The sequence below is a fragment of the Lebetimonas sp. JS138 genome, assembly GCF_000523335.1.
Lineage (GTDB): Bacteria > Campylobacterota > Campylobacteria > Campylobacterales > Nautiliaceae > Lebetimonas.
In genome coordinates this window covers 272,915-298,107 of sequence record NZ_ATHT01000001.1, presented here as the reverse complement: position 1 = coordinate 298,107, position 25,193 = coordinate 272,915, and the positions used below count along the sequence as shown (strand labels likewise).

The following is a 25,193-nucleotide window of genomic DNA, read 5'->3' as shown; positions in this document are numbered from 1 at the left end:
GTGAATGAAAAACATTGTGGATATCTTGAGAAAAAATAAAATAATCTGTAAAAAACTACAAAAAATTGATTTAAATACAAGAAAAAAAATTAATGCTTATTTCGGGGTCAATTTAAAAAATGAATATTGTGTGATTTTTGAAATAATGAAAAAAAGCAGGTTTTTAAATAAAGATTATGAAGAGTTAATAAAATTTTTGCCGGAAATTAATTTTAGATATAAAAAAAAGATTTTGATTTTACATTCTCCGATTTGTTCTAAAGTAAAAGAAAGAATGAAAGAGTGGAAAATAATTAATAGTGAGTAGTGAGTTGTGAGTTGTGAAATGAATAATGGAAAATGGAAAATGGAAAATGGAAAATGGATATTGGCTGATATAGGTAATACTCATTATCACATATGGGATAAAGGGAAAATATATGATTTAAAAGAGTCTAAAAAATTTGATGGTAAAATCTATTATATAAGTGTAAATGAGACAAAAGAAAAAGAATTTTTAAATTTAAATCCAAAAGCCGTAAATCTAAAAAATTATGTAAAATTTGACACTGATTATAAAAATCTGGGAATTGATAGAATAATGGCCTCTTTAAGTATCAAAACCGGAACTGTAATAGATGCCGGAAGTGCTGTAACAGTTGATTTTATGAAAAATGGCAGACACTTGGGGGGAGTGATTTTCCCGGGAATTTTTGCATATAAAAAAGCTTTTGTTACAATTTCAGATAAGTTAAATAAAAATTTGATAAAACCTGCGAATTTTCCTTCTTCCACCGAAGAAGCCTTATGGTGCGGAAGTATTGGAAGTATTAAATGCATTGTGGAAAAATATAATATAAACCCGGTTTATTTAACAGGGGGAGACGGTAAATATTTATCCGAATTCATAAACGGAATTTATATTAAGGATTTGGTTTTTAGGGGAATGAAAAAAGTAATAATTGAAAATGGAGAAGAAAAATGAAAAATAAAGGTAATAAATGAAAATAGCATTGCCAAAAGGCAGAATTGCCGAGGAAGTTTTGGATATTTTTAAGAGTATTTTTAACGAAAAATTTGAATTTGAAAACAGAAAACTGGTTTTTGAAAAAAGCGGATTTAAATTTATGAATGTAAGAAACTGGGATGTTGCAACATATGTTGAAAAACAGGCCGCAGATATAGGAGTGGTCGGATATGATGTAATAACAGAATTAGATTCGGATGTATTGGAACTTTTTGATTTGGGGCTTGGAAAATGCAGGGTTTCAGTTGCCGGAATAAAAGGGGATGAGAGTTATAAAAATAAAACACAAATTATTGTGGCAAGTAAACTTGTAAATATTGCAAAAAATTATTTTAACCAAAAAGGAATTCCCGCTAAAATTATCAAACTTAACGGTTCTATCGAATTGGCACCTCTTGTAGGGCTTAGCGATGTAATAGTTGATATTGTCCAAACCGGTGGTACTTTAAGGGAAAACGGAATGGAAGAAAAAGAAATTATAATGTATTCGTCTGCAAGACTGATTGCCAATAAAAATTCTTTTATCGAAAAGAAAAAAGAAATTTTGGATTTAGTTGAGAGAGTAAAGGAAATATATGGCGCTTGAACTTTATTCCAAAGTTGAAGAGCTGTTTTTAGATAAAGAAGCGGCACTGATTTTGTGGACTAAATTTATTGATATTTTTAAAGACCTCGGAATAAATGAAATTTTGGATATAGGATGCGGGGGAGGGGATTTTTGTTTATTGGCCAAAGAAAACGGCATTAATGCAAAAGGGATTGATTTAAGCAAAGCACAGGTTAAAAAGGCGGTAAAAAAAGGGTGTGAGTGTGAGGCGGTTGATATCTGTAAATTAGATAAAACTTATCATTCAGCTTCAGCCGTTTTTGATGTTGTCAATTATTTAAAAGAAGATGAATTAAAAAGATTTTTTGAATGTGTCGAAAAAAAAATAGAAAAATATTTCATTTTTGATATCAATACATTTTACGCCATGGAGGATTTGGCTGTCGGTACTTTAAAAGCTGAAAGTGATGATAAATTCGGTGTTTTATATTCTGAATTTGAAGAAAATAAATTAATTACAGAAATTACACTTTTTGAAAAAAAGGACAGCTGTTATAAAAAAGAACAAAATTATATAACCCAATATTATTACAGTGTGGAAGATTTGGAAAAAAATACAAATTTAAAACCCAAAGATATAATTCCGATTTCGCTTTACGGAAGCGAAGAGGCGGAAAAACTGATTTTGGTTTTTGAAAAATAGGCATTAACTAGATAAAAATATTACAGCTCAGAGCTCCATTTTGACGCAGAGCTCAAATTTTGCTAAAAATTGCAAACAGCTACGCAGGCCCTAAGGGCTCGGTGCAATTTTTTTAAACGCAAAATTTTCTCTAAATTCCACTACGCTGTCATATTTTTACTTTTCCGTTATTGAGTCAAAAAATAGCTATCTTGCTTTAAAATTGTCTTTACTGACACAAAAATCTGTTACAAAACATTTTTCACATTTTGGGTTTTTTGCCGTGCATAAATACCTTCCGAATAATACGAAAGCCTGATGAAGCTCGTTTAAATCGGTTTTAAAAGCTTTAACTAAATCTTTTTCTGTCTCTTTTACCGTTTTTGCATCTGTAATTCCTAACCTGTGTACAACTCTGAAAACATGGGTGTCCACCGCCATTCTGTTTTCATTGTCAAGTTCTATTAAAAAAACATTTGCCGTTTTGTTTCCGACTCCCGGTAGTTTTATCAATTTGGAGTGGTCATGCGGAATAACCCCTCCGTATTCTTCTTTTACTTTTTTTGCCATTGCTATTAAATTTTTGGCTTTGTTATTAAAAAACGAGCAGGATTTTATTATTTCTTTTACATCTTCAAGTTTGGCATCGGCAAGGCTTTTTATATCGGGGTATTTTTTAAATAAAGCGGGTGTTATCATATTGACTCTTTTATCTGTACATTGTGCGGAAAGGATAATATCAACCAACAGTTCATAATCGTTATGATAAACAAGCTCTGTTTTGCTTCCTTTATATTTTTTTAAAAATCTTTTTTTTATCTCTTCAAGCTCTTCAGGTGTTCTCAGTACCATATAATCCCTTTTTTTTATAGTATAATAACAAATATTTTAGTAAAGGAGTATAATGGCTGGACATAATAAATGGTCAAAAGTAAAACATGTTAAAGCAAAAGAGGATGCTAAAAAAAGCAAAATTTTTACTAAACACGTAAGAGCGATTATGACAGCGGCAAGAAGCGGAGGGGGTAATCCTGAGCATAACCCCGCTTTAAGACTGGCGATAGACAGGGCGAGGGCGGATGCAATGCCTATGAGCAATATTCAAAGGGCTATTGACAAAGCCACAGGTAATCTTGACGGCGTAACTTTAAGCGAAGTTACTTATGAAGGTTACGGACCGGGCGGTGTGGCCATTATGGTTGAATGTCTTACAGATAATAAAAACAGAACCGTGGCTGCAATCAGGCATGCTTTTAAAAAAGCCGGGGGTACGCTTGGAACAAGTGGAAGCGTTGCATGGATGTTTGAAAAAAAAGGTGTAATTGTGGTTAACAGAAGTGACAGGGATGATGAAGTTATGGAAAAGGCAATCGAATCAGGGGCAGAAGATATTAAAGAAATGGAAGATATTTTGGTTATAGAAACCGCCCCAGAAGATTTTAACGCTGTTTTGGAAGCGGTAAATGAAATAGACGGAATTGAAATACTTGAAAGCAATGTCCAACTTGTTGCAACAAATGAAAGCGATGTAGATGACGAAACGGCTGAAAAAGTGGAAAATCTTATTGATGCTTTGGAAGAACTTGATGATGTGCATGATGTTATACACAATATGGCATAAAATAGTATAATGCTAAATGATAAATGCTAAATTTTAAATAAAAAAATTAAGGAGAATTTATTATGAAAAAATTAATTAGTATTGGTTTGGTTGCAGGTGCATTAATGGCATTTCCCGGAATGCAGGGTAAAGGTATGATGGGGGCCGGACTTCAGGGAGCACCTATCAAAGGTCTTAAAAACTCAACCGTATTAGCAACTCTTAACGGTAAGAAAATAACAGTAAAAGATATAAATATTTATTTGCAGGGAATTACAGGGGATAAAAGAATAAGGCTTCAAGACCTTCCGGCTCAGCATGTTAAACAGTTTGTTAATCAGTATATTGAGACTCTTGAATTATATCCTAAAGCGAAAAAAGTTGAAAAACTGCCTCAGTTTAAAGCTCTTGAGAAGAAAATGGCAATAGAATTTTGGCTAAAAAGTAAATTGGATGCTATAAAAATAAGCGATTCGGAAGCTAAAAATTTTTATGAAAAAAATAAAGATATTTATTTTAAAACAACACCAAAAGTTAAAGCAAGACATATTTTGGTAAAAGATGAAAAAACCGCTGAAAAATTAATTAATGAATTAAAAGGGCTTAAAGGAAAAGCTCTTGAAGAAAAATTTGCTGAGCTTGCCAAAAAATACTCAACCGGGCCTACCAAAGTAAACGGCGGTGAACTTGGATGGTTTAATCCAAAACAGATGGTTGCTCCTTTTGCCGAAGCTGTAAAAAGCCTCAAACCGGGACAAATCACTTTAAAACCGGTTCATACAAGATTTGGATGGCATGTAATTTTAGTGGAAGATAAAAATAATAATGCTTATATTCCTTTTGATAAAGTTAAAGCCCAAATAATCGGCTATTTAAAAAGAGTTAAACTTCAAAAAGAACTTCAAAAATTAAAAGCAAGTTATAAAGTTAAATATTCAATTCCACAAAAATAAAGGAGGGGTACAATGTTTAGTGAATTTAAACCTGGTGTTTTAAGTGGAAGCGAAGCTGCAAAATTGCTTGATATATGCAAGGATAAAGGTTTTGCCCTTCCCGCTATTAATGTTGTAGGGACAAATTCTGTTAATGCGGTAATGGAAGCGGCAAAAGACGTCAATATGCCTATAATTATTCAGTTCAGTAACGGCGGTGCGCATTTTTTTGCAGGTAAAGGGCTTGATAACGAAGGGCAAAAAGCCGCAGTGCTTGGAGCAATAGCAGGGGCAAAACATATTCGCACTCTTGCGCAATCTTATGGAATCAGAGTGATTTTACATACAGACCACGCGGCAAGAAAGCTTCTTCCTTGGATTGACGGACTAATAGAAGCAAATAAAGAGCATTTTGAAAAATACGGAAAAGCGCTTTTTAGTTCTCATATGCTAGATCTTAGCGAAGAACCGCTTGAAGAAAATGTTGCAACATCTAAAGAATATCTAAAAAAATTAAGCGCACTTGATATTATGCTTGAAATTGAATTAGGTGTGACAGGCGGGGAAGAAGACGGGGTTGATAATAGCGGAATTGAAAATTCCAGACTCTACACTCAGCCTGAAGATGTTGCCTATGCTTATAAAGAATTAAGTGAAATAAGTGACCTTTTCACAATTGCGGCAAGTTTTGGAAATGTTCACGGTGTTTATAAACCGGGACATGTTAAGTTAGAACCGGTTATTCTTAAAAATTCTCAGGAATATGTAAAAGAAAAATTTAATCTTGATGCAGATAAACCAATCAGGTTTGTGTTCCACGGAGGAAGCGGAAGCGAACTAAGTAAAATACATGAAGCAATAGATTATGGTGTTGTAAAAATGAATATAGATACAGATACCCAATGGGCGTTCTGGTCTGGAGTAAAAGCATATATTGAAAAATATCACGATTACTTACAGTCTCAAGTGGGTAATCCTGAAGGTGACGATAAACCTAACAAAAAATATTATGACCCGAGAAAATGGTTAAGAGAGGGCGAAAAATCTATGAAAGAAAGAGTAATTAAAGCTTATAAAGACCTAAGAGCTATTTAAGCTCTTTACAATCTCTCTCAAGCAGATTTTTATACATTTCATCAAATATATATTTATGTACAAAGAAGAAAAAGTACCAGTAAATATATGAATAAGCACTTGTTGGTAAGAAATAGGCTGTTAGAGAAAATTTGAAATGTTCTTCATCAATTTTTTTAATTTCCCCTTGAAGCCAACCAACACCTGGCATTTTCATAGTTGATTTAAATCTTATTAATTTATGTGTTGGTGTGTCTTTTAGTGCTGTTACTACCCAAAAATCAAATTTATCACCTACTTTTAACCTTTCAGGTTTTATCATTCTGACACCAAGACCCCTGCCGCCAAGTAATCTATCAATAAAAGCCCTTACTTTCCACATCCATTGGGGGGAAAAATATCCGCAGTTTTTGTAACTGAGGCTTTTTAAATTATAAAAGACTTTTTTAACTTTTTCTTTTGGGATTACATTGCTTACCACTTCTGTTAAGAGTTTATGATTTTTAAGTGCGGTTGAAAACTGTTTCATTTTGAATATATTGAATACGGAATATTCATAAGGTGTATTCCACATACATTCAAGCTCGCCTTTATTTCTTCTTTCACTTGCAAGTCTTATTGCCGTTGAAAAATCGGTTGGATTTGGAATAATATCGGATTTTTCTTTAACTAATGCATTAGAATAGAGGCTTTCAACCAGGGGTTTTATAAAATGCTTTTCAATTCCGCTTATTCTTGAGAGAATAAATGAAATTAATTCAAAATTTTTAAGCAGTTTCTCTTCTAAGAATTTAGGAAGTTTTATTGTTTTTATATTTTTATTTAAAATCTCTTTGGCGTATCTTTTTACCATTTCTGAATAGGATAAAATTTCATCCGAAGCAACCTCTATAATTTTATTGTAATATTTGGAATTATCCAAAACTTTTATTAAAGCCTCAATTACGTCATCCGCAAATGTAATTTGACATTTTCCTTCGTTTTTAAAATATGGAATTGCCGGTAAAATTTCAGCAGCGCTTCTTATAAGCTCAAAACTCATAGATCCCGCCCCTACAATAATTCCGGCTCTGATTTCCGTAACGTTTGGGTGATATTTTCTTAAAAAATTACCAGTATCCTGTCTTGAAATTAGATGTTTTGAAGTGTTTGGATTGTCTCTTTCCCCGAAGCCCCCGAGGTATATAATCTGTTTTACCCCGGCTTCTTTTGCCGCACATGCAACAATTGAAGCTAAATCATTATCTTTTTTTCTGTAATCCTGTTTTGTCTCACTAAGAGAATGGATTAAATAATAGGCAATATCAACGCCTTTTAAATTTTCAACCAGTTCTTTGTAATAAGAAGCCGAAATAATCTGTTCTACAATGCAGATATTTGGTTTATATCCGTTAAATACAGGAGAGTGGTTTATATATTCTAAATTTCTTTTGTTTCTTGAAAAAAGAACTAACTGATAATCAAGGTTATACAAAGCTCTTGTTAATTTTTTACCAATATATCCGTTGCTTCCAAATATAGCTATTCTTGGTTTCATATTCATCTTTTTGTAAAATTGTATCAAAAAGGATATTTTATGCAAAACTCTCCAATAACGCCTTTTGAATTTAGAGGTAAATTTTTTCATATAAAAAGGGACGATTTACTTAGGCCGTTTGAGGGTAATAAGGCAAGAAAATTTTATTATTTTTATAAAAATGAGTTTCCTGAAATTAAAAGGGTAATATCTTTCGGTTCTAATCAGTCAAACGCTTTTGCCTCCCTTAGCCGTTTATGCAAAATCAAAGGCTGGGAATTTATCTATTTTACAAATCATATTCCGGCATATTTAAAGCAAAATCCTGAAGGAAACTATTTGGAAAGTCTGAAAAACGACGCAAAAATAATTGAAATAAATTTAAGGGGTGATGCGTTAAGAGAATACGTTTTGAATTTAAAAGATAAAAACACGTTGATTATAGAAGAGGGCGGAAGAATCAGGGAAAGCGAAGAGGGTATTAAAATACTGGCTGATGAAATAAACGAATACGCAAAAAAAAATAATTTAAAAGTTTTTTTGCCAAGCGGCACAGGAACCACGGCATATTTTTTGGCAAAACATCTGGATGTAGAGGTTTTAACTCTGCCGTGTGTCGGAGATGAAAAGTATTTAAAAAAACAGTTTTGTATGCTCGGAGGAGGAAAAATACCTACAATTTTATCTCCGAGGAAAAAATACCATTTTGGAAAACTTTATAAAAACTTATTTGTAATATGGAATGAGCTTAAAAATGCTGGGATTGAGTTTGATTTGTTATACGACCCGATAGGATGGGAAAGTGTTGAATATTATAATTTAAACAATATTTTATATATTCATCAGGGAGGATTAAAAGGAAATATAAGTATGCTTAGCCGTTATAAAAGGAAATATAAAATATAAAATTTTTTTATATTTCTTGTAAATGAGTGTTCATTTAGGTATAATTTATTTTAATTTAATTTCAAGGAGCTATAATGGGTTGGATAGTCTTTTTTAATATAGTTACTCCCTGGATTCTGGCGTTTTTTATTTTTTATGCCAAAAATGACAAAGTAACAAATTTTTTAACATTTTTGACATTACCTCTGCTTATTATATTTGCATTTCTTGCTTATATCAACCATTCATATCCTCTGATTTCAACCCCCGAATTCCTGAATTATCTTATCGGTGTATATGATTTCGGACTTTTGGGATATTTTTTATACCAGGGGATTATTAAAAAATCCTTTTTGGTAACATCTTTGGCAATAATTCAAATTCTTTTTTTAATAATTGTATTATTAATGAAAAATTATTCAGACACTCCTGATATTTTTGTGGATAATTTAACAAAATTATTTTATTTTATTGTTGCTTTGGTCGGTGTTCCCATTGCTATATATGCCACAAAATATATGGAATATGGCGAAAAAGAAAAACATAGATTTGTGGCTATTATAATATGGTTTTTGGGTGTTATGAATTTTGCTGTAAGCGTTAATAATATTGAATGGTTTTTTGCCCTGTTTGAAACAACCACCCTTGCTTCATTTATTTTAATAGGTTTCAGAAAAGATGAGGAAGCCACTAATAATGCTGTTTTGGCTTTATGGATGAACCAGATAGGCGGTGTTGCAATTTTAATCGCTTTGATGATTTTTATTCATGTAAACGGAATTTATCATTTTAGTGATTTGTTAAATCATCCCGCATCTGTTTCTTTGGCGGGACTTGGATTCTTGTCTCTCAGTGCGCTTGTTAAAGGTGCCCAGATGCCGTTTCATAAATGGCTTCTCGGTGCAATGGTGGCGCCAACTCCTGTAAGTGCAATACTTCATTCCGCTACAATGGTAAAAATCGCCCCTTTTTTAATTTTAAGAATTTCTCCCATTATCAAAGGGACACTTTTAGCAAAACTGTTAATAATAGCCACAGGATATGTTTTTGTGGTGGCTGCGATAATTGCTCTGACACAGAATAATTTTAAGAGAATACTTGCTTATTCAACAATATCCCTGCTTGGTCTTATGATGCTCTCAGCCGCAGTAGGTACTCCGGTTGCAGTGGTTGCAAGTATCATTCTTATTATTTTTCATGCGTTTGCAAAAGGATTTTTATTCATTGAAGCCGGTATACTTGAAAAAGTGTTTCAGATAAAATATATAGAACAGATGAGAAGACTGATTGAAAAAGCCCCCCTTACACTTATGTTTTTATTTTTCGGATTTTTAAATATGACATTTGTTCCGTTTGGTACTTTTATAGGTAAATGGTTAATGATTGAGGAAGCAAGTAATTTTTTAAGTCACGGGAGTTATATGATATTGATTTTATATGTAGGTGCCGGAAGTGCTTTTTTAAGCGTATTATATATGAAAGTTCTTGGAGTCAGTGTTAGAAAAACTCACGGAATTTCAAATATTAAATTTATTTCGCTTCCTAAAAGATTTAATTTTGTATCAATTTGGTATTATTTATGGCTTCTTGCCCTCGGACTTTTTATTGCGCCTTTTATAGCCGATTTTGTCGTTCCCGTGGCAAACAGCATAACAGGGGCGTATGCCGCTGTTACTTCCGATCATTTAACTTTATATGTGGGTAATTCCACGCTTTATTTTTGGCAGATTTTAGGAGCTATGGTAATACTTACACTGATTCACGCCCTGCCTTATCTTGTTAAATTTAAGGTAGACACAGTTCATCCTTATAACTGCGGTGAAATTTTTCCAAAGTATATAGGTACATTTAATTTTGAATGTATTAAAAAATATGAAAATATTCTTATAGCATTTTCGATAGCTTTATTTATTTTAGTTGTAGTTCTCGGAGGAGGTTTGTTATGATTTGGTTAATATTTGCCATTTTGGCTCCTGTTATCGGAGGATTTGTTTTTGGAATTGAAAGGAAAGTTAAAGCTAGAATACAGGGAAGAATGGGGCCTCCGCTTATGCAGCCGTTTTATGATTTTGCAAAACTTATGGATAAAAGACCTATGATGATACATTCTCTTCACGCTTTAATGGGAATAATGTATTTTGTGGCGGAATGGTTTGCTCTGTTTGTATTGTTTTTGGGAAATGATTTATTAATAGCTGTATTTTTCCATGTTTTGGCTGTTTTGGCTCTCGTAATAGGTGCAAGCAGTGTAAGAAGTTCATATTCTGCACTGGGAGCGTTAAGGGAGCTTATGCATATGATAAGTTATGAGCCATTTATGGTGTTAATGGCGGTGGCTTTTTATTTAGTAAGCGGAAGTTTTAATTTTAAAGATATTTTAAATTCTCAAGCCCCTGTTTATCAGCTGCCTCTTGTTTTTCTATCATTTTTATTAATTATTCCTATGATGCTTCAAAAATCACCGTTTGATATTGCGGAAGCCCATCAGGAAATTATAGGGGGTCCGGAAATAGAATATAGCGGCCCTTTTTACGAAGCAATATATACAGGTAAGTGGATAGAATATATTTATGTCTTTTTCTTTGTATTTTTATTTGGAGGAAGTAATTATATTTTAGGATCAATTCTGGTTATTTTTGCTTTTTTATTTGTAAATATACTTGATAATTCCACTGCAAGACTTGATTTTAGAAAAATGGTTAAATTTTCATGGGTTGTTTTAATCCCTCTTGCCGCACTCAATATTATATTACTCGCTTTATGGAGGTAGTTATGGGTTTATTTGGTAAATACAGAAAAAAATCACCGTGGATTTTACATTACAACACCGGCGGATGTAACGGCTGCGATATAGAAATTTTGGCGGCTCTTGCCCCGAAATTCGATATTGAAAGATTTGGAGCGTTAAATAAAGGAAATCCTAAACAGGCTGATATTTTACTGGTGACAGGTCCTGTTACAAAAAACTGCAAAGATGTTTTAAGAAGGCTGTATCTTGAAATGCCTGAACCCAAGGTAGTTGTGGCGATGGGCGCATGTGCGCACGGAGGCGGAATTTTTAGAAATTTTTACCATGTTGAAAACGGGGTGGATAATATTATTCCCGTTGATGTCTGGATTCCCGGATGTGCCCCGAGGGTAGAAGCTTTGATTGACGGAATCGTTGAAGCTATTGAAATCTGGCAGACTAAATCAAAAGAAAAGGAATATATGAGAAATCATGGGGAAATTTATGAGAAATTAGGAGTTAATAATGACGATTAATCCACAAATTACAATAAAAGAAGTTACACTTGAAAATGTAATAGAAGAGATTAAAAATTTTTATGACGAAAATATCTGGCATTATATAACCGTAAATGCCACAGATTTAGGCGGAAAACTGCAGATTGACTGGCTTTTTTCCAAATATAAAGAAAAAAATATTATTCAAATTTTCAGAATTCCGGAAGTCAGTTATGATGCAAAAATACCAAGTATTGTAAATATTATTCCGTCAGCCTGGCTTAGCGAATGGGAACTTGCAGATTTATTCGGACTTGATGTGGAAAATGCGGCAAAGGGTGTATTTATTGCACCTGATGCGCCTAAAGCACCTCTTAGAAAGGACAGCTCATGGGAAAAATAGTAATTCCTTTTGGTTCTCAACATGTAGCTTTGCCAGAGCCGATTAGTTTTTTATTTGAAACCCAAAATGAAATTATTACGAAAGTAGAAGCCCATATAGGATATGTTCACAGAGGTATAGAAAAAGCCGCCATTACAAAATTTGAATATAATCAATTACCTTATCTTACGGCAAGGGTATGCGGTCTTTGTTCTATTACCCATGCAGGGGCGGTTGTTCATGGATTGGAAAAGTTGATGAATGTGGAAGTTAATAAAAGAATAGATTATTTAAGAATGCTTGTAGTTGAACTCGACAGAATTCATTCACATATGCTTGCAAACGGACATGTGGCCGAGGTAGTGGGTTATGAAAATCTCTTTATGCAGACATTCAGGGCAAGAGAAGATGTTATGGATATTCTCGAGAGAATTACCGGAAACAGGGTTCAGTACGATTATCAGGTAATAGGTGGTGTCAGCAGGGATATTGATTTGGAAATAGTTGAATTTGCAAAGAAAAAACTAAAAAAATTAAAAGAAAATGTTTTAAAAGTAATGGATTTTAACGACAGCGATTATACATTTGGTCTTAAAACAAAAGGAGTAGGGGTCATTTCCAAAGAAATGGCTGCCAAATATAATATTGCGGGTCCTATTGCAAGGGCCAGCGGGCTTGAAACCGATGCAAGGGTTGAATTTGATTATCTTCCTTTTGAAGAAGTCGGGTATAAAATGCAGTTAAGAAGAGAGGGTGATGTGTGGGCCAGAAATATGGTGAGGTTTGATGAGGTTTTAAATTCAATTGAAATGTGTGAAAACATATTGGATAACCTGCCTGAAGGTGAACATAAAGTCAAAGTAAAAGGCAGACCGAACGGAGAAACTGTGGTGAGGGTTGAGGCACCTAGGGGTGAGTGTTTTTATTATTTAAAAGGCAGCAATAAAAAAGTAATGGACAGGGTTAGAATAAGAGTGCCTACATATGCAAATATCCCGATTTTAAAAGAGCTGTTTTTAGGTGCTAAATATTCGGATGCCCAGGCAATTGTGCTCAGTTTTGATCCTTGTATGAGCTGTACGGCAAGATAAAGGAGCAATAATGGTAAAAATGTTTATTGAATCAATAAAAAACCTTGTCTCAAAACCAGAAACAATAAAATATCCGTTCGAGCCCTCCCCCGAACCTAAAGGATACAGAGGTTTAATTATTTACAATGAAGAGCACTGTATTTTTTGCGATAAATGTGAAAATATCTGCCCTCCCGGAGCAATTAAATTTGAAGTGGTAGATGTTAAAAGCGGAAAAAAGCAATACAATTATAATCCTTATTTATGTATTTACTGCGGAGCCTGTATAAGTGTATGTCCAAAAGTAAATGAAGCTCTTATGCAGTCTGAAAAAAGAATGCCTCCTTTGGGACGTGTAGTTTATAAAGAAGAAGGGCTTGGCTATTTTATAAAAGAAATAGATAATCCTAAAGAGCTGGAAAAAAAATGGGGAGAGTTGGAAGCGAGGGCTAAAGAATCAAGGGAAAAACTTTCAGTTTATAAAAAACAGCAAAGATTAAAAAAACAGGCTGCAAAAAAAGAAGCTTCTTCTTAATTTTCTTCTTTTTTATTAAATTCTTACAAGTTATTTAAGTGATTTTTTTATTGACACTAATTATTTTTAGAGTTATAATATGAATATCTGTTCAAAAAGGATGGGAAATGAAAATAGCTTTTTTTGAAATAAAGGAAGAAGAAAAAGAGTTTTTTAAGCAAAATTTAAAAAATATTGATGTGGAAGCGTTTTTTTACAAAAAAACTGTCAATGAGGCAAAAAGATATGATTTTGATGTGATAAGTGTTTTTGTCCATTCTAAAATTGATAAAAATATTTTGGATGAATTTCCTAATTTAAAATATATACAAACCCGCTCAACAGGATATGACCATATTGATTTGGTTGAATGTTATAAAAGGGGAATAAAAGTAAGTAATGTAAGAGGATATGCCGGTCCTGCCGTAGGGGAATTTGCTTACGGACTGTTGCTTGAAGCAAATAGAAAACTTTATATTGCAATAAACAGGCTGAAAAACGGCAATTTGAATTATAAAGATTTAAAAGGTACGGAAATTGAGGGTAAAAATATAGGTATTTTAGGATTAGGTACTATTGGTTTACAAATTGCAAAAATAGCAAGAGGATTTGGTGCTGAAATATTCGGTTTTTCAAGAACAAAAAAAGAGATATATGATAAGCTAGGTATTAATTTTTGCACATTTGATGAAGTTTTGGAAAATAGTGATTTTTTATTTATTGCCCTTCCTTTGACTCCTAATACAAAAAATTTGATTAATAAAAACAATATTTCAAAATTTAAAGGCAGTGTAATTATAAATCCGGCAAGAGCCGAAATTATTGAAAAAGAAGTTTATGAAACTTTTGACGGTATTATTGCCGCAGATGTATTGCCCGATTGGAATTTGAGCAAAAAAGAAAATATTATTGCAACCCCTCATATGGCTTATTATACAAAAGAAGCTCTTTTTAGAATAATGCAAATAAGTCTTGATAATTTAATGGACTTTTTAACCGGAAAAATACCGCGATATTGCTTAAAAGAAGCCTGTAAAAAGGATTACAAGGAGTGTAAATGAAGAAATTGATTCTTTTTATAGGAGCTGTTTTATTTGCATGCAGCAGTGATTGTATAGAATGTCATCCAAAATTAAAGAAAATGGAAAATAATCCCCAAAACAGATATTACAAAGAACATCATTTTTTAAAAAGCTGTACAAAATGCCATCCAAACCATCCTCAAAAAGGAATGGATAAATGCGGTGCCGACTGTTTTGACTGTCACAGTAGGGAAAAACTTATTCATACGCCTGTTCCGGAGCATCAAAAATTGAATACCTGTACGAAGTGTCACAAAGACAGTGTAAATGATATTTTAAATATTCCTAAAAACCCTATTATAAATAAATAATTTTATAAAAATATGAAAAATAAGCCAGATTCTATTGACATAAAGTATAATTTTTCTTATAATTTCAGTCCACAAAGGCAATTGACCCGTTAGCTCAGTCGGTAGAGCATCTGCCTTTTAAGCAGAGGGCCGTTGGTTCGAATCCAACACGGGTCACCATTGTCCCCATCGTCTAGAGGTCTAGGACACCGCCCTTTCACGGCGGCGACACGGGTTCGACTCCCGTTGGGGACGCCATGGGTCGCTTAGCTCAGTTGGGAGAGCACCAGCCTTACAAGCTGGGGGTCGCAGGTTCGAGCCCTGCAGCGACCACCATATATTTTATCATACGGAGCCGTAGTTTAGCTGGTTAGAATGCCGGCCTGTCACGCCGGAGGTCGCGGGTTCGAGTCCCGTCGGCTCCGCCACTATTTAACGGATAATGGGAGATTAAAAATTGTATTTAATGGTGACTGACACTTAAAATTTAATATTATAAATATAATATAAAAAATTCTATTAATAATATAATTTAAAATAATTAACTAATTATTTTTATCTTTGTAGTTTTTTTTATTATCTGCATTTAGTTAGAGTTATTTTTTTCAGCAAAAAATATTTTCTCCTAAAATTTTATATGTATCTATTTTATAAAAATTTTTCAATTCTTTGTAAATATCAGGAAAATGTTTTTTTAAAATTGCCGGTCTTACAAAAAAATATTCACTCATAACTGCAAAAAATTCTGCTTTGTTTGTTGTGGCATATTTGTCAAGAAGATGATATTTTCCCAAAAATCTTCCTTTAATGGTGTTTTCTTTAAATTTTTCATATTCTTTAAACATTGTTTTTGCAAATTCTTTTATTTTACTTTCTTCCAAAGGGGGTATTCCGTCCATAGCTCCGTTGTTATAATCTATTTCATGTGCGAATTCGTGTATTATTACGTTTCTGTGACATTTATGAATTTCTTTTTTTGCTTTGTCCCATACTATTATTACGGCGTCTTTTGTCGCTTCTCCTTCTATTAATATTTCTTCATTGGAGATGATATTTTCAATTTCTTTTTTGTGTAAAATGATTGTATTGGGATATACAAAAATATAACTTAAATTTGGATAACAGAAATATTTATAAGCTACAGTGGGTAGGCATGCATAAAAAGCGATTTTTGTTTTTATTTCATCATTTATATCTGTATAAATACCGAAAAATTTTTTTTCTTTTAAAAACCATTGAATTTTAAAATTTATAATTTTTTTTAGATTTTCAGGAAGTAATTCATAATATTTAATAGATTTTAAGATATCCAAAATTTTTTTGGGAGGAGGGTTTTTTTCAATTTTTTTTAACCATTTTTTGTATTTGATATATTCAATTATTTGAAAAAAAAGATAAATAAAAAGGAAAAACCATAAAAAAATTAGAAGATATTTAAAATTTTTCATCTAAGGATGGCTTCTATACCTTTAAATCCTGCGGCTGCCAATATTATACTTCCGATTACATTAAGTAAAATATATGAAAGTGATTCGAAAATAAGGCCGTTTTTTATAAGAAAAAAACTTTCAACCGCAAATGTTGAAAAGGTTGTAAATGCTCCCATCATCCCTGTGGTAAGGAGTGATTTCAAATGGGCGTTTTGTATGGCTCCGTATTGAATTAATGCTATAAATATTCCGAGTAAAAAACTTCCTATTAAGTTAACGCTTAATGTTCCGAAAGGGATATCATGTTTAAAAGCGCTGTTTACAAGTCCTGCGGTATAGGCTCTTAAAATTGCACCTATAAATCCTCCTATTCCAATAGCTAACATTGTGTCAATTTTCATAACTCTCCTTTAATTTAAAATTCAACATCAATATTCATTATCTAACATTTAACATTTATCATTCAACATTTTTTATATTCTTTATTTAATATTTCCTGCATTTTTTCTCTCATATCTTCATACCAGTTTGGATTGTCTTTTGGATAAAAAGATGGTAAAAAGATAACTTTTATTGTCTGTTTTTCCACCCTAAAGGGATTTTTTTTAAAAGCAAACGGTAAATTTATTATTACAAACGGCTGAACTTTTAAATTTAGTTTTTCAACCACCCCTTTGAGGCCTTTTTTAAATGGCAGTAATTTTTTAGGGTTTTTTTTATTTCTTGTGCCTTCCGGAAAAGCCGCTATTTTAAGATTTCTTTTAATTCTGTCTTTTATTTCTCTAATCATTTTGATTGTGGAAGCTTTATTGCTTCTGTCCACTAAAATCATATCTGTTTTTGTAAGCATATATTTAATGACAGGTATTTTGCCAAGTTCCGCTTTTGCAATCCATATTATTTTTTCATCAATTACTGATTCAAATAATGCTATATCTAAATTGTGAGTATGATTTCCTAAAAATATATTGGCATTTTTGTCAATTTCGCCTTCTATAATTACTTTTTTTGCAATCATATTTGTAAGAATGTGAGAGCATTTTTTACGGTATTTAAGCTCATTTTTAGGATCGATTCCGCATAAAGCCCCTGTAATTAACAGGCAGATACCGGCTTTTATTAATTTTAAATAAGAGATAATACTATTTAAGATTTTCATTTTTTACCCATCCTGTTTTACCGTCAATTTTTATTTTTGTGTAATTTTTTTTGATATTTAAAATTTCAACTTTTGTATCCACTATAGGCGAATAAAAAACCGTTGAATTTTGTGTCGGTAAAATTCTGACTTTGGAATTTCTTTTTAATACCTTTTCTCCTTTTGGAAAAATGGAGATAATCAGGTAAATTGATAAAATAATCGGAATTATCAATAATAAAATTTTTTGATAAATTAAGAAAATTAATATAAAAAATGCAATTATAACTAAAATAAGAATGTTTACAGGGGTAAAAAACGTTTTTTCTTCCGGATTAATATCTGTTTGTGTACTTATTGTTTTTTCTTTTAAAATTATCGGTATAGATATTTTTTTGTAATTTTGAATATCGGTATTAAAATAATAAAAAATAAAATTTTTGGTATTTTTTGGTAAATAGGTAAAATAGGCGGCTTCGTTTTTATTAATCACAGTAAGATTTTCATCATTTGTTAATTTAAAATCCTCTAAATTTGCATTTTTTGTTTTAATAGTAAATGATAATAAAATTTTATTGTTTATATTGGTAGAAATAGGATTTATTATCTCTAAATTTTGTGCTGTAACATTACAAAATTTTGGAATATTTTCAACGGCTTTTGTTTTATATAATGAACTTAGATTTATGCTTTTGTTAAAATCGCCGGATGTAATAAACAATGTATTGTTTCCGTCGTTTTTATATCTTAAATTTAATAAATAAACATAAGGATTTTGTTTTGTGTAATTTATTTCTCCTTTATTTAAAGAAAAATTTAAATCCGTTATATTTGGGGTAATAAGTTTGGCTTTTAAATTAATAATTTGGTTTTTGTAATAAAATTTCTGTAAATTGGGGTACGTAATTATTAAATTGCCTGCATATAAAAATAAAAAAGAAAATAAAAAAAAGATTATTCTCATTTTAGAGCAATATTAATATTGTTTTCTTTTGTAAACTGTTTAATATATGCAAAAAATTTTCTTCTCTTTTTCCCGTAAAGGGTGATTTTTACATTGTTTTTTAATTTTAAGGGGTTAACCCATTTTCCATTGTGCATAACGCCAAAATGTAAATGGGGACCGGTTGAGAGTCCGCTGTTTCCAAGATATCCTATAACGCTCCCCTGTCTAACCCATTTACCTACATATATTCCCCTTTTGAATCCGTGAAGGTGCGCATACAAAGTCATATATCCGTTTTTATGTCTTATTTCAACGCTTCTGCCATATCCCCTGATCCATCCTTTGTAAATTATTTTACCGTCGGCTACAGAGTGGATTGGTGTTCCTATTTTATTTACAAAATCAACACCGTCATGCATTCTCCATTTATGTAAAATAGGATGAAATCTCATTCCAAAAGGTGAAGAAATTCTGGTATATCTTAAAGGAGCTTTTAAAAACATTCCCCTAAGACTTCTTCCTTTTTCATCATAATATCTGTTATCAATAGGATTTAAAAATGCGTTAACGCTGTAAAATCTGTTTTTAATCTGTGCAAAAACAATTTTTACATCCCTGATTTCGGAAAACCTTTTCTTTTCATCATAAATTATTGAAATTGTCGTTCCTTTTGGAAGTGTTCTAAAATTTACCCTGTCATTAAAAATATTAATTATTTTATTGGTTAAAATGCTTAAATGTGTGGCTTTATACAAATCATAACTTAAATAGCTGTTTATTGTAACCTGAACTTTTTTTTCTTCTGTATTGTAAATTATAGGAATAATTTTGGTAAAGTATTTGTTGTTATTTTTTATGATTTGCAGCTGTTTTTGTGAATTTATTGGAATCAAGGCTTCTTTAAAGTTATTGTTTTCCCTTAATATAAAAATTGTTTCGTTTTTGGCAATATTTCTTACATATCTTTTAAGCTTGGCCGGTAAATTATAATAAATTGAATATGGAAGGCTGTTTTGTTTTAAAAATCCGTAAAATGTGGAAAATTTATTCCATTTTTGAATATCAATTCTATACGCTAAAATAAAAACCGGTATAAGTAAAAAAAGTAATAATTTTTTCATTTTAAGAATCCTTCAAGCATTTTTATACCGTCATTTCCTCCCAAAATGCTCTCCATTGCCCTTTCCGGATGGGGCATAAGCCCGAATACGTTTTTATTTTCGTTACATATACCGGCTATGGAGTCGTCACTTCCGTTTGGATTTAATTCTTTTCCGTCTTTATCACAGTATTTTAATATTACCTGCCCTTTATCATACATTTTTTTTAGAGTCTCACTATCCACTTTATAATTGCCTTCCGCATGTGCTATAGGAATATTTATAATATCTCCGGCTTCAAAATTTTGTAAAAATTTATTTTCATTGTTTATTATTTTTAAATAGTGAAATTTGGAAATAAAATGCAAATTCTCATTTCTTGTCATGGCACCAGGGAGAAGATGTGATTCTAATAAAATTTGAAAACCGTTACAAATTCCAAGAACAAAGCCGCCTTTTTTTGCATACTCTGTTACATCATTCATTATTGGAGAAAATCTTGCAATTGCCCCGCTTCTTAAATAATCTCCATAGCTGAATCCCCCGGGGAGTATTACCAAATCATAATTTTTTAATTTATCGGTATGCCAGATGAATTCAGCCTTAGCTCCTATTTTTTCAAAAGCCCATTTGGTGTCTCTGTCACAATTGGTACCCGGAAATACAACGACCCCCACTAACATTATTTAACCTCTATTTCATAATTTTCAATTACAGGATTTGCAAGCAGTTCGTCTGCCATTTTTTTAGCATCCTCTATTGCTTTTTCTTTGTTATCTGTATTTATGTTTAGTAAAATCTGTTTTCCGACCCTTACGTCTTCCACATTATTAAAGCCGAGCGTTTCAAGAGCATGCTTTACAGCTTTTCCCTGAGGGTCAAGTACCCCTTTTTTTAAATGAACATTTATGGCTATTTTCATTTTGCTTCCTTTAATCTTTCCAATATTTCACTGTATGCCTCTTTAATATCTCCCAAATCGAATCTAAATAAATCTTTATCCATTTTTTTACCTGTTTTTTTATCCCATAATCTGCAGCTGTCGGGTGTTATTTCATCAGCCAAAATAATATTTCCGTTTTTGTCTTTGCCGAATTCCACTTTAAAATCAACTAAAATAAGCCCGATTTTATCGAAAAATCCGGTTAAGAATTCATTTATTTTTCTGCCGTATTCTCTTAATATGTCAAGTTCTTTTCTATTATCTACCAAATTTAAAATCATTGCATGGTCGTCATTTATTAAAGGATCGTTTAATTCGTCATTTTTATAATAAAATTCTATTATGGTAAAAGGCAGTTTTTTACCTTCTTTAAGTCCAAGCCTTTTAGACAGGCTTCCTGCCGCAATGTTCCTGAGTACCACTTCTATTGGAATTATATCGACTTTTTTAACAAGCAGTTTAGTGTTGTCTATCTGTTTTATCAGATGTGTCGGTATTCCTTCTTTTTGTAAAGCTTCAAAAATCAGTGTGGTAATGGCACAGTTTAATTCTCCTTTTCCACTCTCGCTTGCCGCTTTTACACCGTTAAAAGCTGTCAGGGAATCTTTAAATTCACATATTACTTCATCCGGATTTTGCGCTTTGTATATTCTTTTTGCTTTTCCTTCATATAAAAGTTGCATTTATTCTCCTTATTTTTGATTCGCAATTATCAGTGCTTTTAAAATATTCGCCCCTGTAATCAGTTGTAAATCATTGTCTGTTTTTTTAATTTTTTGATTATATTTTGTTTTTTTAGGTTTAGTTTTATTTAGTTCAGCTCTTAAATGGTTTTTAAGTTCGGATTCTTTAATTAAACCTTCTTTGTTTTCATTAACTTTTTCTATTTTTGCAGGGTGAACTATAATATCCGGTATAACTCCTTTTGCCTGAATGGTTCTTCCGCTCGGAAGATAATATTTAGCTACCGTTAATCTTACCGCTTCATTTTTATTAACAGGAATAATCGCCTGAACGCTTCCTTTTCCAAAAGTGGTTTCTCCCACTATAACTGCTCTTTTTTTGTCTTGCAGTGCCCCGCTCACTATTTCACTTGCACTTGCGCTTCCCCCGTTAACGAGTACAACGATAGGAATGTTTTTGTATGTTCCGCTTGAGTGTGCATAAAATACCTGATTTTCACTTGGGACCCTTCCTTTTTGTGAAACTAAAACGCCTTTGTCGATAAATAAATCGAGCGTGCCCACAGCCTGGTTCAAAAGTCCGCCCGGATTGTTTCTTAAATCAATTATAATACCTTTTTTATGGTATTTTTTAAGATTTAGAAGGATTTTTTTAAGAGAACTTACAACATTTTTATCAAAGCTGCTGATTCTTATATATTCGATGGAAGGATAATTTTGCAGAGCATAAGCTTTAACCGATTTGATTTTAATAATTGCCCTTGTAATTGTTACATCAAATGTTTTTCCTTTTCTTACGACTGTAAGAGTTACTTTTGTACCAGGTTTTCCTCTTAATAAATTGACATCTTCGTCAAGTGTCAAATCAAGTGTTGCTTTGCCGTTTATTTTTAAAATAATGTCTCCGGCTTTTAGTCCCGCTTTATATGCCGGGGTGTCATCAATTGGTGATATAACTGTTAAAACACCGTTTTTTATGCCTATTACAATTCCTAAGCCTCCGAATTCGCCTGTTGTCTGAACTTTTAATTCCTGATAAGCCTTTTTGTCAAGATAGCTCGAATGTGGGTCAAGATTTGGTAAAAGACCTTTTAGTGCTTTATTAATTATAGTGGTTGTATTAAGTTCATCCACATAATATGCCTCTATAATATTTACCACTTTTACAAATTTTTCGTAAGCTGCGAGACGAGTTTCTTTGGTTTCTGCAAATAATGAAACCACCATAAAAACGGCTAAGATTAATTTTTTCATTAAAAAATTCCTTTTTTATGAAATTCTATTATAATTGGAAATAAATTTCAATGGCATAAAATAGTTAGTAGTGAAAATAGTGAGTAGTGAAAATAGTGAGTAGTGAAAATAGTGAGTAGTGAGTTGTGAGTAGATTAAAAAATTTATAAAAAAATGCATTAAAAACTTGACATAAACGCACTCAATTTGATATAATAACATTAACTAAAACTTTAAGGAGGAAGATAATGGAAAAATTATTCGAAAAATTAACAAATCAGATGATGGAATCAATTGAAAGCGGGCTAAGTCTGGCGCTTCATAATAAAAACCCTGAAGTGCATCCGTTGCATGTGGTATGGGGGCTTGTAACAAATACAAATACAGTGCTTAACCAGGCATTCAATAAAATGGGGGTGGATAAAACGGCAATAGAACTTGAATTAAAAAGCGCTGTTGACAGACTCCCAAAGGTAGACAATATTACAAAAGAATCTATTAAAATAGGAAGAGAATTAATCCAAAGTCTGCAAAACTCCGAAGCGCTTGCCACAAGATTTGGGGATAAATATATAGCTGTTGACACATGGCTTATTGCAAATATTGATTCATTTAAAGATACACTTGGTAAATTTGTAGATTTAATGGAACTTAAAAAAACACTTGAAGCAATAAGAGGAGAGAAAAAGATTGAGAGTAAAAGTGCGGATGAAAATCTTGATTCATTAAACAAATATGGAATTGACTTAACGGCAAAAGCAAGGGCGGGTGAACTTGACCCGGTAATCGGAAGAGACGAAGAAATAAACAGAATGATGCAGATTTTAATCAGAAAAACAAAAAATAATCCTATATTGCTCGGTGAACCTGGTGTCGGTAAAACGGCACTGGTCGAAGGTCTGGCCCAGAGAATTGTAAAAAAGGAAGTGCCTACAAGTTTACAAAACAGAAGATTGATTGCGCTTGATATGACGGCATTAATTGCAGGGGCAAAATACAGAGGTGAATTTGAAGACAGGCTAAAAGCGGTTGTTGATGAAGTAAAAGCAAATCCAGATGTAATTTTATTTATAGATGAAATTCATACAATTGTGGGGGCAGGTGCAAGCGAAGGAAGTATGGACGCGGCAAATATTTTAAAACCGGCACTTGCAAGAGGAGAGTTAAGAACCATAGGTGCGACAACTTTGAAAGAATACAGGAAATATTTTGAAAAAGATGCTGCGCTTCAAAGAAGATTCCAGCCTGTAATGGTCGATGAGCCGAGTGTAAATGAGGCAATCAGAATTTTAAGAGGTCTTAAAGAAAGATTAGAAGCCCACCATCAGGTATTGATTAAAGACGAAGCTTTGGTTGCGGCGGCAAAACTTACCGACAGATATATAAGTGACAGGTTTTTACCAGATAAGGCAATTGACGCAATTGACGAAGCTGCAGCTGAGATTAGAATGCAAATAGAAAGCGAACCGTTTGAACTTGCCAAAATAAAAAGAGAAATTGAGCAGATTATGGTGGAAAAAGAAGCTTTGCAGCTTGAGCTTGAAAGCAGCGTAAATAAAGAAAAAATAGAAAAAAGATTAAATGAAATAGAAAAAGAACTTGCAAACCTTGAAGAAGAAAAAAGAAAACTTGAAAGTAAATTTGAAGAAGAAAAAAGAGTATTAAAATCTATTGCCGAAACAAAAGAAGAAATTGAAAAACTAAAAACCCAGGCTGAAATTGCAAAAAGAGAAGGTGATTTTACAAAAGCTGCCGAAATTGAATACGGAAAAATTGTAGAACTCAGAAAAAAAGTGGAAGAACTTGAGAAAAAATGGGAAGAAATGCAAAAAGAGGGAACTCTTCTTAAAAATGCTGTAGATGAAGAAGCGGTTGCCGATGTTGTAAGCAAATGGACTGCAATTCCTGTAAATAAAATGCTTCAAAGCGAACTTGAAAAAATATTGCATATTGAAGACGAGCTTAAAAAATGGGTTGTCGGACAGGATGAGGCTATTAAAGCTGTTGCAAGGGCAATTAAGAGAAATAAAGCCGGGCTTGGCGATCCAAACAGACCGATAGGCAGCTTTATGTTCTTAGGACCGACAGGAGTTGGTAAAACAGAAACAGCAAAAACATTAGCAAGATTTTTGTTTGATGATGAAAAGGCAATGATAAGATTTGATATGAGCGAATATATGGATAAAATTTCTGTATCAAAACTAATCGGTGCCGCGCCTGGATATGTGGGATATGAAGAAGGCGGCCAGTTAACCGAAGCTGTGAGAAGAAAACCTTACAGTGTGGTATTGTTTGATGAGATTGAAAAAGCACATCCGGACGTGTTTAACATTCTTTTGCAGGTGCTTGATGACGGAAGGCTTACAGACAATAAAGGTGTGACGGTTGATTTTAAAAACACAATAATTATTCTAACAAGTAATATTGCAAGCGATATTATTATGGAAATAAAAGATGCTCAGGCCAGAAAAGAAGCTGTTTGGGCGGAACTAAAAAGAAGGATGAAACCTGAATTTTTAAACAGGCTTGATGATGTGGTTGTATTTAATCCTTTAGGAAAAGAACAGGTTAAACAGATTGTTGAAATACTTTTAAGAAAAATTACAACAAGACTTGCTAACAGGGATATTGAATTAATCTTAAGCGAAAGCGCAAAAGATTTTATTGCGGATGTCGGATTTGACCCGGTATTCGGTGCAAGACCTCTTAAAAGGGCAATGGCTGAAGTTATAGAAGATACATTGGCAGAACTTATTCTTGAAGGCAAAGTTAAAGATGGTGACAAAGTGGAATTTGATATAGACGGAGACTTTATAGTGGTTAAGGTAAACGGTACAGAAGCCGGCAGATATCATAAATAATTCTCAGCCCTTTCGGGCTTTTATTAATTAAAATTTAAAAAAGTATCAGACACT

General features: G+C 32.5%; 28 protein-coding genes and 4 tRNA genes. 21 read left to right on the top strand and 11 right to left on the bottom strand.

Annotation, left to right across the window (positions count from 1 at the left end):
- Window positions 1-4: 4 nt before the first annotated feature.
- The 4 genes from DZ67_RS0101625 to DZ67_RS0101610 are packed head-to-tail and all read left to right on the top strand — an operon-like array spanning window position 5 to window position 2,256.
- Window positions 5-307 carry a hypothetical protein gene (locus tag DZ67_RS0101625; RefSeq protein ID WP_024786963.1) on the top strand — a complete coding sequence of 101 codons (303 nt, stop codon included), beginning with the start codon at window positions 5-7 and terminating at the stop codon, window positions 305-307.
- Between the two features lie 39 nt (window positions 308-346).
- Window positions 347-964 carry a type III pantothenate kinase gene (locus DZ67_RS0101620; protein ID WP_035907004.1) on the top strand — a complete coding sequence of 206 codons (618 nt, stop codon included), beginning with the start codon at window positions 347-349 and terminating at the stop codon, window positions 962-964.
- A 16-nt stretch (window positions 965-980) separates the two neighbouring features.
- Window positions 981-1,592, top strand: a complete 612-nt coding sequence (gene hisG, locus DZ67_RS0101615) for an ATP phosphoribosyltransferase (protein ID WP_024790572.1) — start codon at window positions 981-983, stop codon at window positions 1,590-1,592.
- On the top strand, window positions 1,582-2,256 hold the full coding sequence (locus DZ67_RS0101610) for a class I SAM-dependent methyltransferase (RefSeq protein WP_024786960.1): 675 nt from the start codon (window positions 1,582-1,584) through the stop codon (window positions 2,254-2,256). The genes hisG and DZ67_RS0101610 overlap by 11 nt, the downstream gene beginning before the upstream one ends.
- A gap of 186 nt (window positions 2,257-2,442) precedes the next feature.
- Here DZ67_RS0101610 and nth read toward each other — a convergent pair whose 3' ends face one another.
- A complete protein-coding gene (gene nth / locus DZ67_RS0101605) occupies window positions 2,443-3,087 on the bottom strand; it encodes an endonuclease III (RefSeq protein ID WP_024786959.1) in 645 nt (214 codons plus the stop codon).
- A gap of 52 nt (window positions 3,088-3,139) precedes the next feature.
- Here nth and DZ67_RS0101600 point away from each other — a divergent pair, with 52 nt between their 5' ends.
- The 3 genes from DZ67_RS0101600 (at window position 3,140) to fbaA (ending at window position 5,862) form a co-directional block, all read left to right on the top strand.
- Window positions 3,140-3,856, top strand: a complete 717-nt coding sequence (locus DZ67_RS0101600) for a YebC/PmpR family DNA-binding transcriptional regulator (RefSeq protein ID WP_024786958.1) — start codon at window positions 3,140-3,142, stop codon at window positions 3,854-3,856.
- Window positions 3,857-3,918: 62 nt separating this feature from the next.
- Window positions 3,919-4,788: a peptidylprolyl isomerase gene (locus tag DZ67_RS0101595; RefSeq protein ID WP_024786957.1), complete on the top strand. Its 870-nt coding sequence runs from the start codon at window positions 3,919-3,921 to the stop codon at window positions 4,786-4,788.
- A gap of 12 nt (window positions 4,789-4,800) precedes the next feature.
- The gene (gene fbaA, locus DZ67_RS0101590) at window positions 4,801-5,862 is read left to right on the top strand and encodes a class II fructose-bisphosphate aldolase (protein WP_024786956.1); all 1,062 of its coding nucleotides are present in this window, start codon (window positions 4,801-4,803) and stop codon (window positions 5,860-5,862) included.
- On the opposite strand, the gene DZ67_RS0101585 is transcribed toward fbaA, so the two are convergent.
- The gene (locus DZ67_RS0101585; protein WP_024791714.1) at window positions 5,855-7,378 is read right to left on the bottom strand and encodes a DUF2867 domain-containing protein; all 1,524 of its coding nucleotides are present in this window, start codon (window positions 7,376-7,378) and stop codon (window positions 5,855-5,857) included. The two genes, fbaA and DZ67_RS0101585, sit on opposite strands and share 8 nt — an antisense overlap.
- A gap of 39 nt (window positions 7,379-7,417) precedes the next feature.
- Here DZ67_RS0101585 and DZ67_RS0101580 point away from each other — a divergent pair, with 39 nt between their 5' ends.
- The 13 genes from DZ67_RS0101580 to DZ67_RS0101520 all read left to right on the top strand — a co-directional run bounded on the left by DZ67_RS0101580 (window position 7,418) and on the right by DZ67_RS0101520 (window position 15,233).
- On the top strand, window positions 7,418-8,263 hold the full coding sequence (locus DZ67_RS0101580; protein WP_024791713.1) for a 1-aminocyclopropane-1-carboxylate deaminase: 846 nt from the start codon (window positions 7,418-7,420) through the stop codon (window positions 8,261-8,263).
- Window positions 8,264-8,337: 74 nt separating this feature from the next.
- Window positions 8,338-10,188, top strand: a complete 1,851-nt coding sequence (locus tag DZ67_RS0101575; protein WP_024786954.1) for a proton-conducting transporter transmembrane domain-containing protein — start codon at window positions 8,338-8,340, stop codon at window positions 10,186-10,188.
- The gene (locus DZ67_RS0101570) at window positions 10,185-11,012 is read left to right on the top strand and encodes a complex I subunit 1 family protein (protein ID WP_024786953.1); all 828 of its coding nucleotides are present in this window, start codon (window positions 10,185-10,187) and stop codon (window positions 11,010-11,012) included. Before DZ67_RS0101575 ends, DZ67_RS0101570 begins: the two co-directional genes overlap by 4 nt.
- A 2-nt stretch (window positions 11,013-11,014) precedes the next feature.
- Window positions 11,015-11,506, top strand: coding sequence for an NADH-quinone oxidoreductase subunit B family protein (locus DZ67_RS0101565; RefSeq protein ID WP_024786952.1), 492 nt, complete (start codon window positions 11,015-11,017; stop codon window positions 11,504-11,506).
- Window positions 11,496-11,870 (top strand): NADH-quinone oxidoreductase subunit C, encoded by a 375-nt coding sequence (locus DZ67_RS0101560; RefSeq protein ID WP_035907001.1) that lies wholly within the window; start codon window positions 11,496-11,498, stop codon window positions 11,868-11,870. The genes DZ67_RS0101565 and DZ67_RS0101560 overlap by 11 nt, the downstream gene beginning before the upstream one ends.
- Window positions 11,858-12,940, top strand: a complete 1,083-nt coding sequence (locus DZ67_RS0101555; protein WP_024786950.1) for a hydrogenase large subunit — start codon at window positions 11,858-11,860, stop codon at window positions 12,938-12,940. Before DZ67_RS0101560 ends, DZ67_RS0101555 begins: the two co-directional genes overlap by 13 nt.
- A gap of 10 nt (window positions 12,941-12,950) precedes the next feature.
- The gene (locus DZ67_RS0101550) at window positions 12,951-13,454 is read left to right on the top strand and encodes a 4Fe-4S dicluster domain-containing protein (protein WP_024786949.1); all 504 of its coding nucleotides are present in this window, start codon (window positions 12,951-12,953) and stop codon (window positions 13,452-13,454) included.
- 107 nt (window positions 13,455-13,561) lie between these two features.
- Window positions 13,562-14,494, top strand: a complete 933-nt coding sequence (locus tag DZ67_RS0101545) for an NAD(P)-dependent oxidoreductase (RefSeq protein WP_024786948.1) — start codon at window positions 13,562-13,564, stop codon at window positions 14,492-14,494.
- Window positions 14,491-14,826, top strand: coding sequence for a hypothetical protein (locus tag DZ67_RS0101540; protein ID WP_024786947.1), 336 nt, complete (start codon window positions 14,491-14,493; stop codon window positions 14,824-14,826). Before DZ67_RS0101545 ends, DZ67_RS0101540 begins: the two co-directional genes overlap by 4 nt.
- Before the next feature lie 83 nt (window positions 14,827-14,909).
- Window positions 14,910-14,985 (top strand) — tRNA-Lys (locus tag DZ67_RS0101535).
- 2 nt (window positions 14,986-14,987) lie between these two features.
- Window positions 14,988-15,063 (top strand) — tRNA-Glu (locus DZ67_RS0101530).
- Between the two features lie 2 nt (window positions 15,064-15,065).
- Window positions 15,066-15,141: transfer RNA gene (locus DZ67_RS0101525), tRNA-Val, on the top strand.
- 15 nt (window positions 15,142-15,156) lie between these two features.
- Window positions 15,157-15,233 (top strand) — tRNA-Asp (locus DZ67_RS0101520).
- A 177-nt stretch (window positions 15,234-15,410) separates the two neighbouring features.
- Here the strand turns inward: DZ67_RS0101520 and DZ67_RS0101515 are convergent.
- The 9 genes from DZ67_RS0101515 to DZ67_RS0101475 form a co-directional block, all read right to left on the bottom strand.
- Window positions 15,411-16,253 (bottom strand): zinc-dependent peptidase, encoded by an 843-nt coding sequence (locus DZ67_RS0101515; RefSeq protein WP_024790563.1) that lies wholly within the window; start codon window positions 16,251-16,253, stop codon window positions 15,411-15,413.
- Window positions 16,250-16,636 (bottom strand): fluoride efflux transporter CrcB, encoded by a 387-nt coding sequence (gene crcB / locus DZ67_RS0101510; protein WP_024786945.1) that lies wholly within the window; start codon window positions 16,634-16,636, stop codon window positions 16,250-16,252. Before crcB ends, DZ67_RS0101515 begins: the two co-directional genes overlap by 4 nt.
- A 62-nt stretch (window positions 16,637-16,698) precedes the next feature.
- Complete coding sequence (locus tag DZ67_RS0101505; RefSeq protein WP_024786944.1) at window positions 16,699-17,394, bottom strand: lysophospholipid acyltransferase family protein; 696 nt, start codon at window positions 17,392-17,394, stop codon at window positions 16,699-16,701.
- Window positions 17,378-18,337, bottom strand: coding sequence for a hypothetical protein (locus DZ67_RS0101500; RefSeq protein ID WP_024791712.1), 960 nt, complete (start codon window positions 18,335-18,337; stop codon window positions 17,378-17,380). The genes DZ67_RS0101505 and DZ67_RS0101500 overlap by 17 nt, the downstream gene beginning before the upstream one ends.
- Window positions 18,334-19,440, bottom strand: coding sequence for a peptidoglycan DD-metalloendopeptidase family protein (locus DZ67_RS10190; RefSeq protein ID WP_024786942.1), 1,107 nt, complete (start codon window positions 19,438-19,440; stop codon window positions 18,334-18,336). Before DZ67_RS10190 ends, DZ67_RS0101500 begins: the two co-directional genes overlap by 4 nt.
- A complete protein-coding gene (gene purQ, locus DZ67_RS0101490; RefSeq protein ID WP_024786941.1) occupies window positions 19,437-20,102 on the bottom strand; it encodes a phosphoribosylformylglycinamidine synthase subunit PurQ in 666 nt (221 codons plus the stop codon). The genes DZ67_RS10190 and purQ overlap by 4 nt, the downstream gene beginning before the upstream one ends.
- Window positions 20,102-20,341, bottom strand: coding sequence for a phosphoribosylformylglycinamidine synthase subunit PurS (gene purS, locus DZ67_RS0101485; RefSeq protein ID WP_024786940.1), 240 nt, complete (start codon window positions 20,339-20,341; stop codon window positions 20,102-20,104). The genes purQ and purS overlap by 1 nt, the downstream gene beginning before the upstream one ends.
- Entirely contained in the window at window positions 20,338-21,045 is a 708-nt protein-coding gene (gene purC, locus DZ67_RS0101480; protein WP_024790558.1) for a phosphoribosylaminoimidazolesuccinocarboxamide synthase, read from the bottom strand. Before purC ends, purS begins: the two co-directional genes overlap by 4 nt.
- A gap of 9 nt (window positions 21,046-21,054) precedes the next feature.
- Complete coding sequence (locus tag DZ67_RS0101475; RefSeq protein WP_024786939.1) at window positions 21,055-22,299, bottom strand: S41 family peptidase; 1,245 nt, start codon at window positions 22,297-22,299, stop codon at window positions 21,055-21,057.
- Between the two features lie 227 nt (window positions 22,300-22,526).
- Here DZ67_RS0101475 and DZ67_RS11010 point away from each other — a divergent pair, with 227 nt between their 5' ends.
- Window positions 22,527-25,139: an ATP-dependent Clp protease ATP-binding subunit gene (locus tag DZ67_RS11010; RefSeq protein ID WP_024786938.1), complete on the top strand. Its 2,613-nt coding sequence runs from the start codon at window positions 22,527-22,529 to the stop codon at window positions 25,137-25,139.
- Window positions 25,140-25,193: the final 54 nt, after the last annotated feature.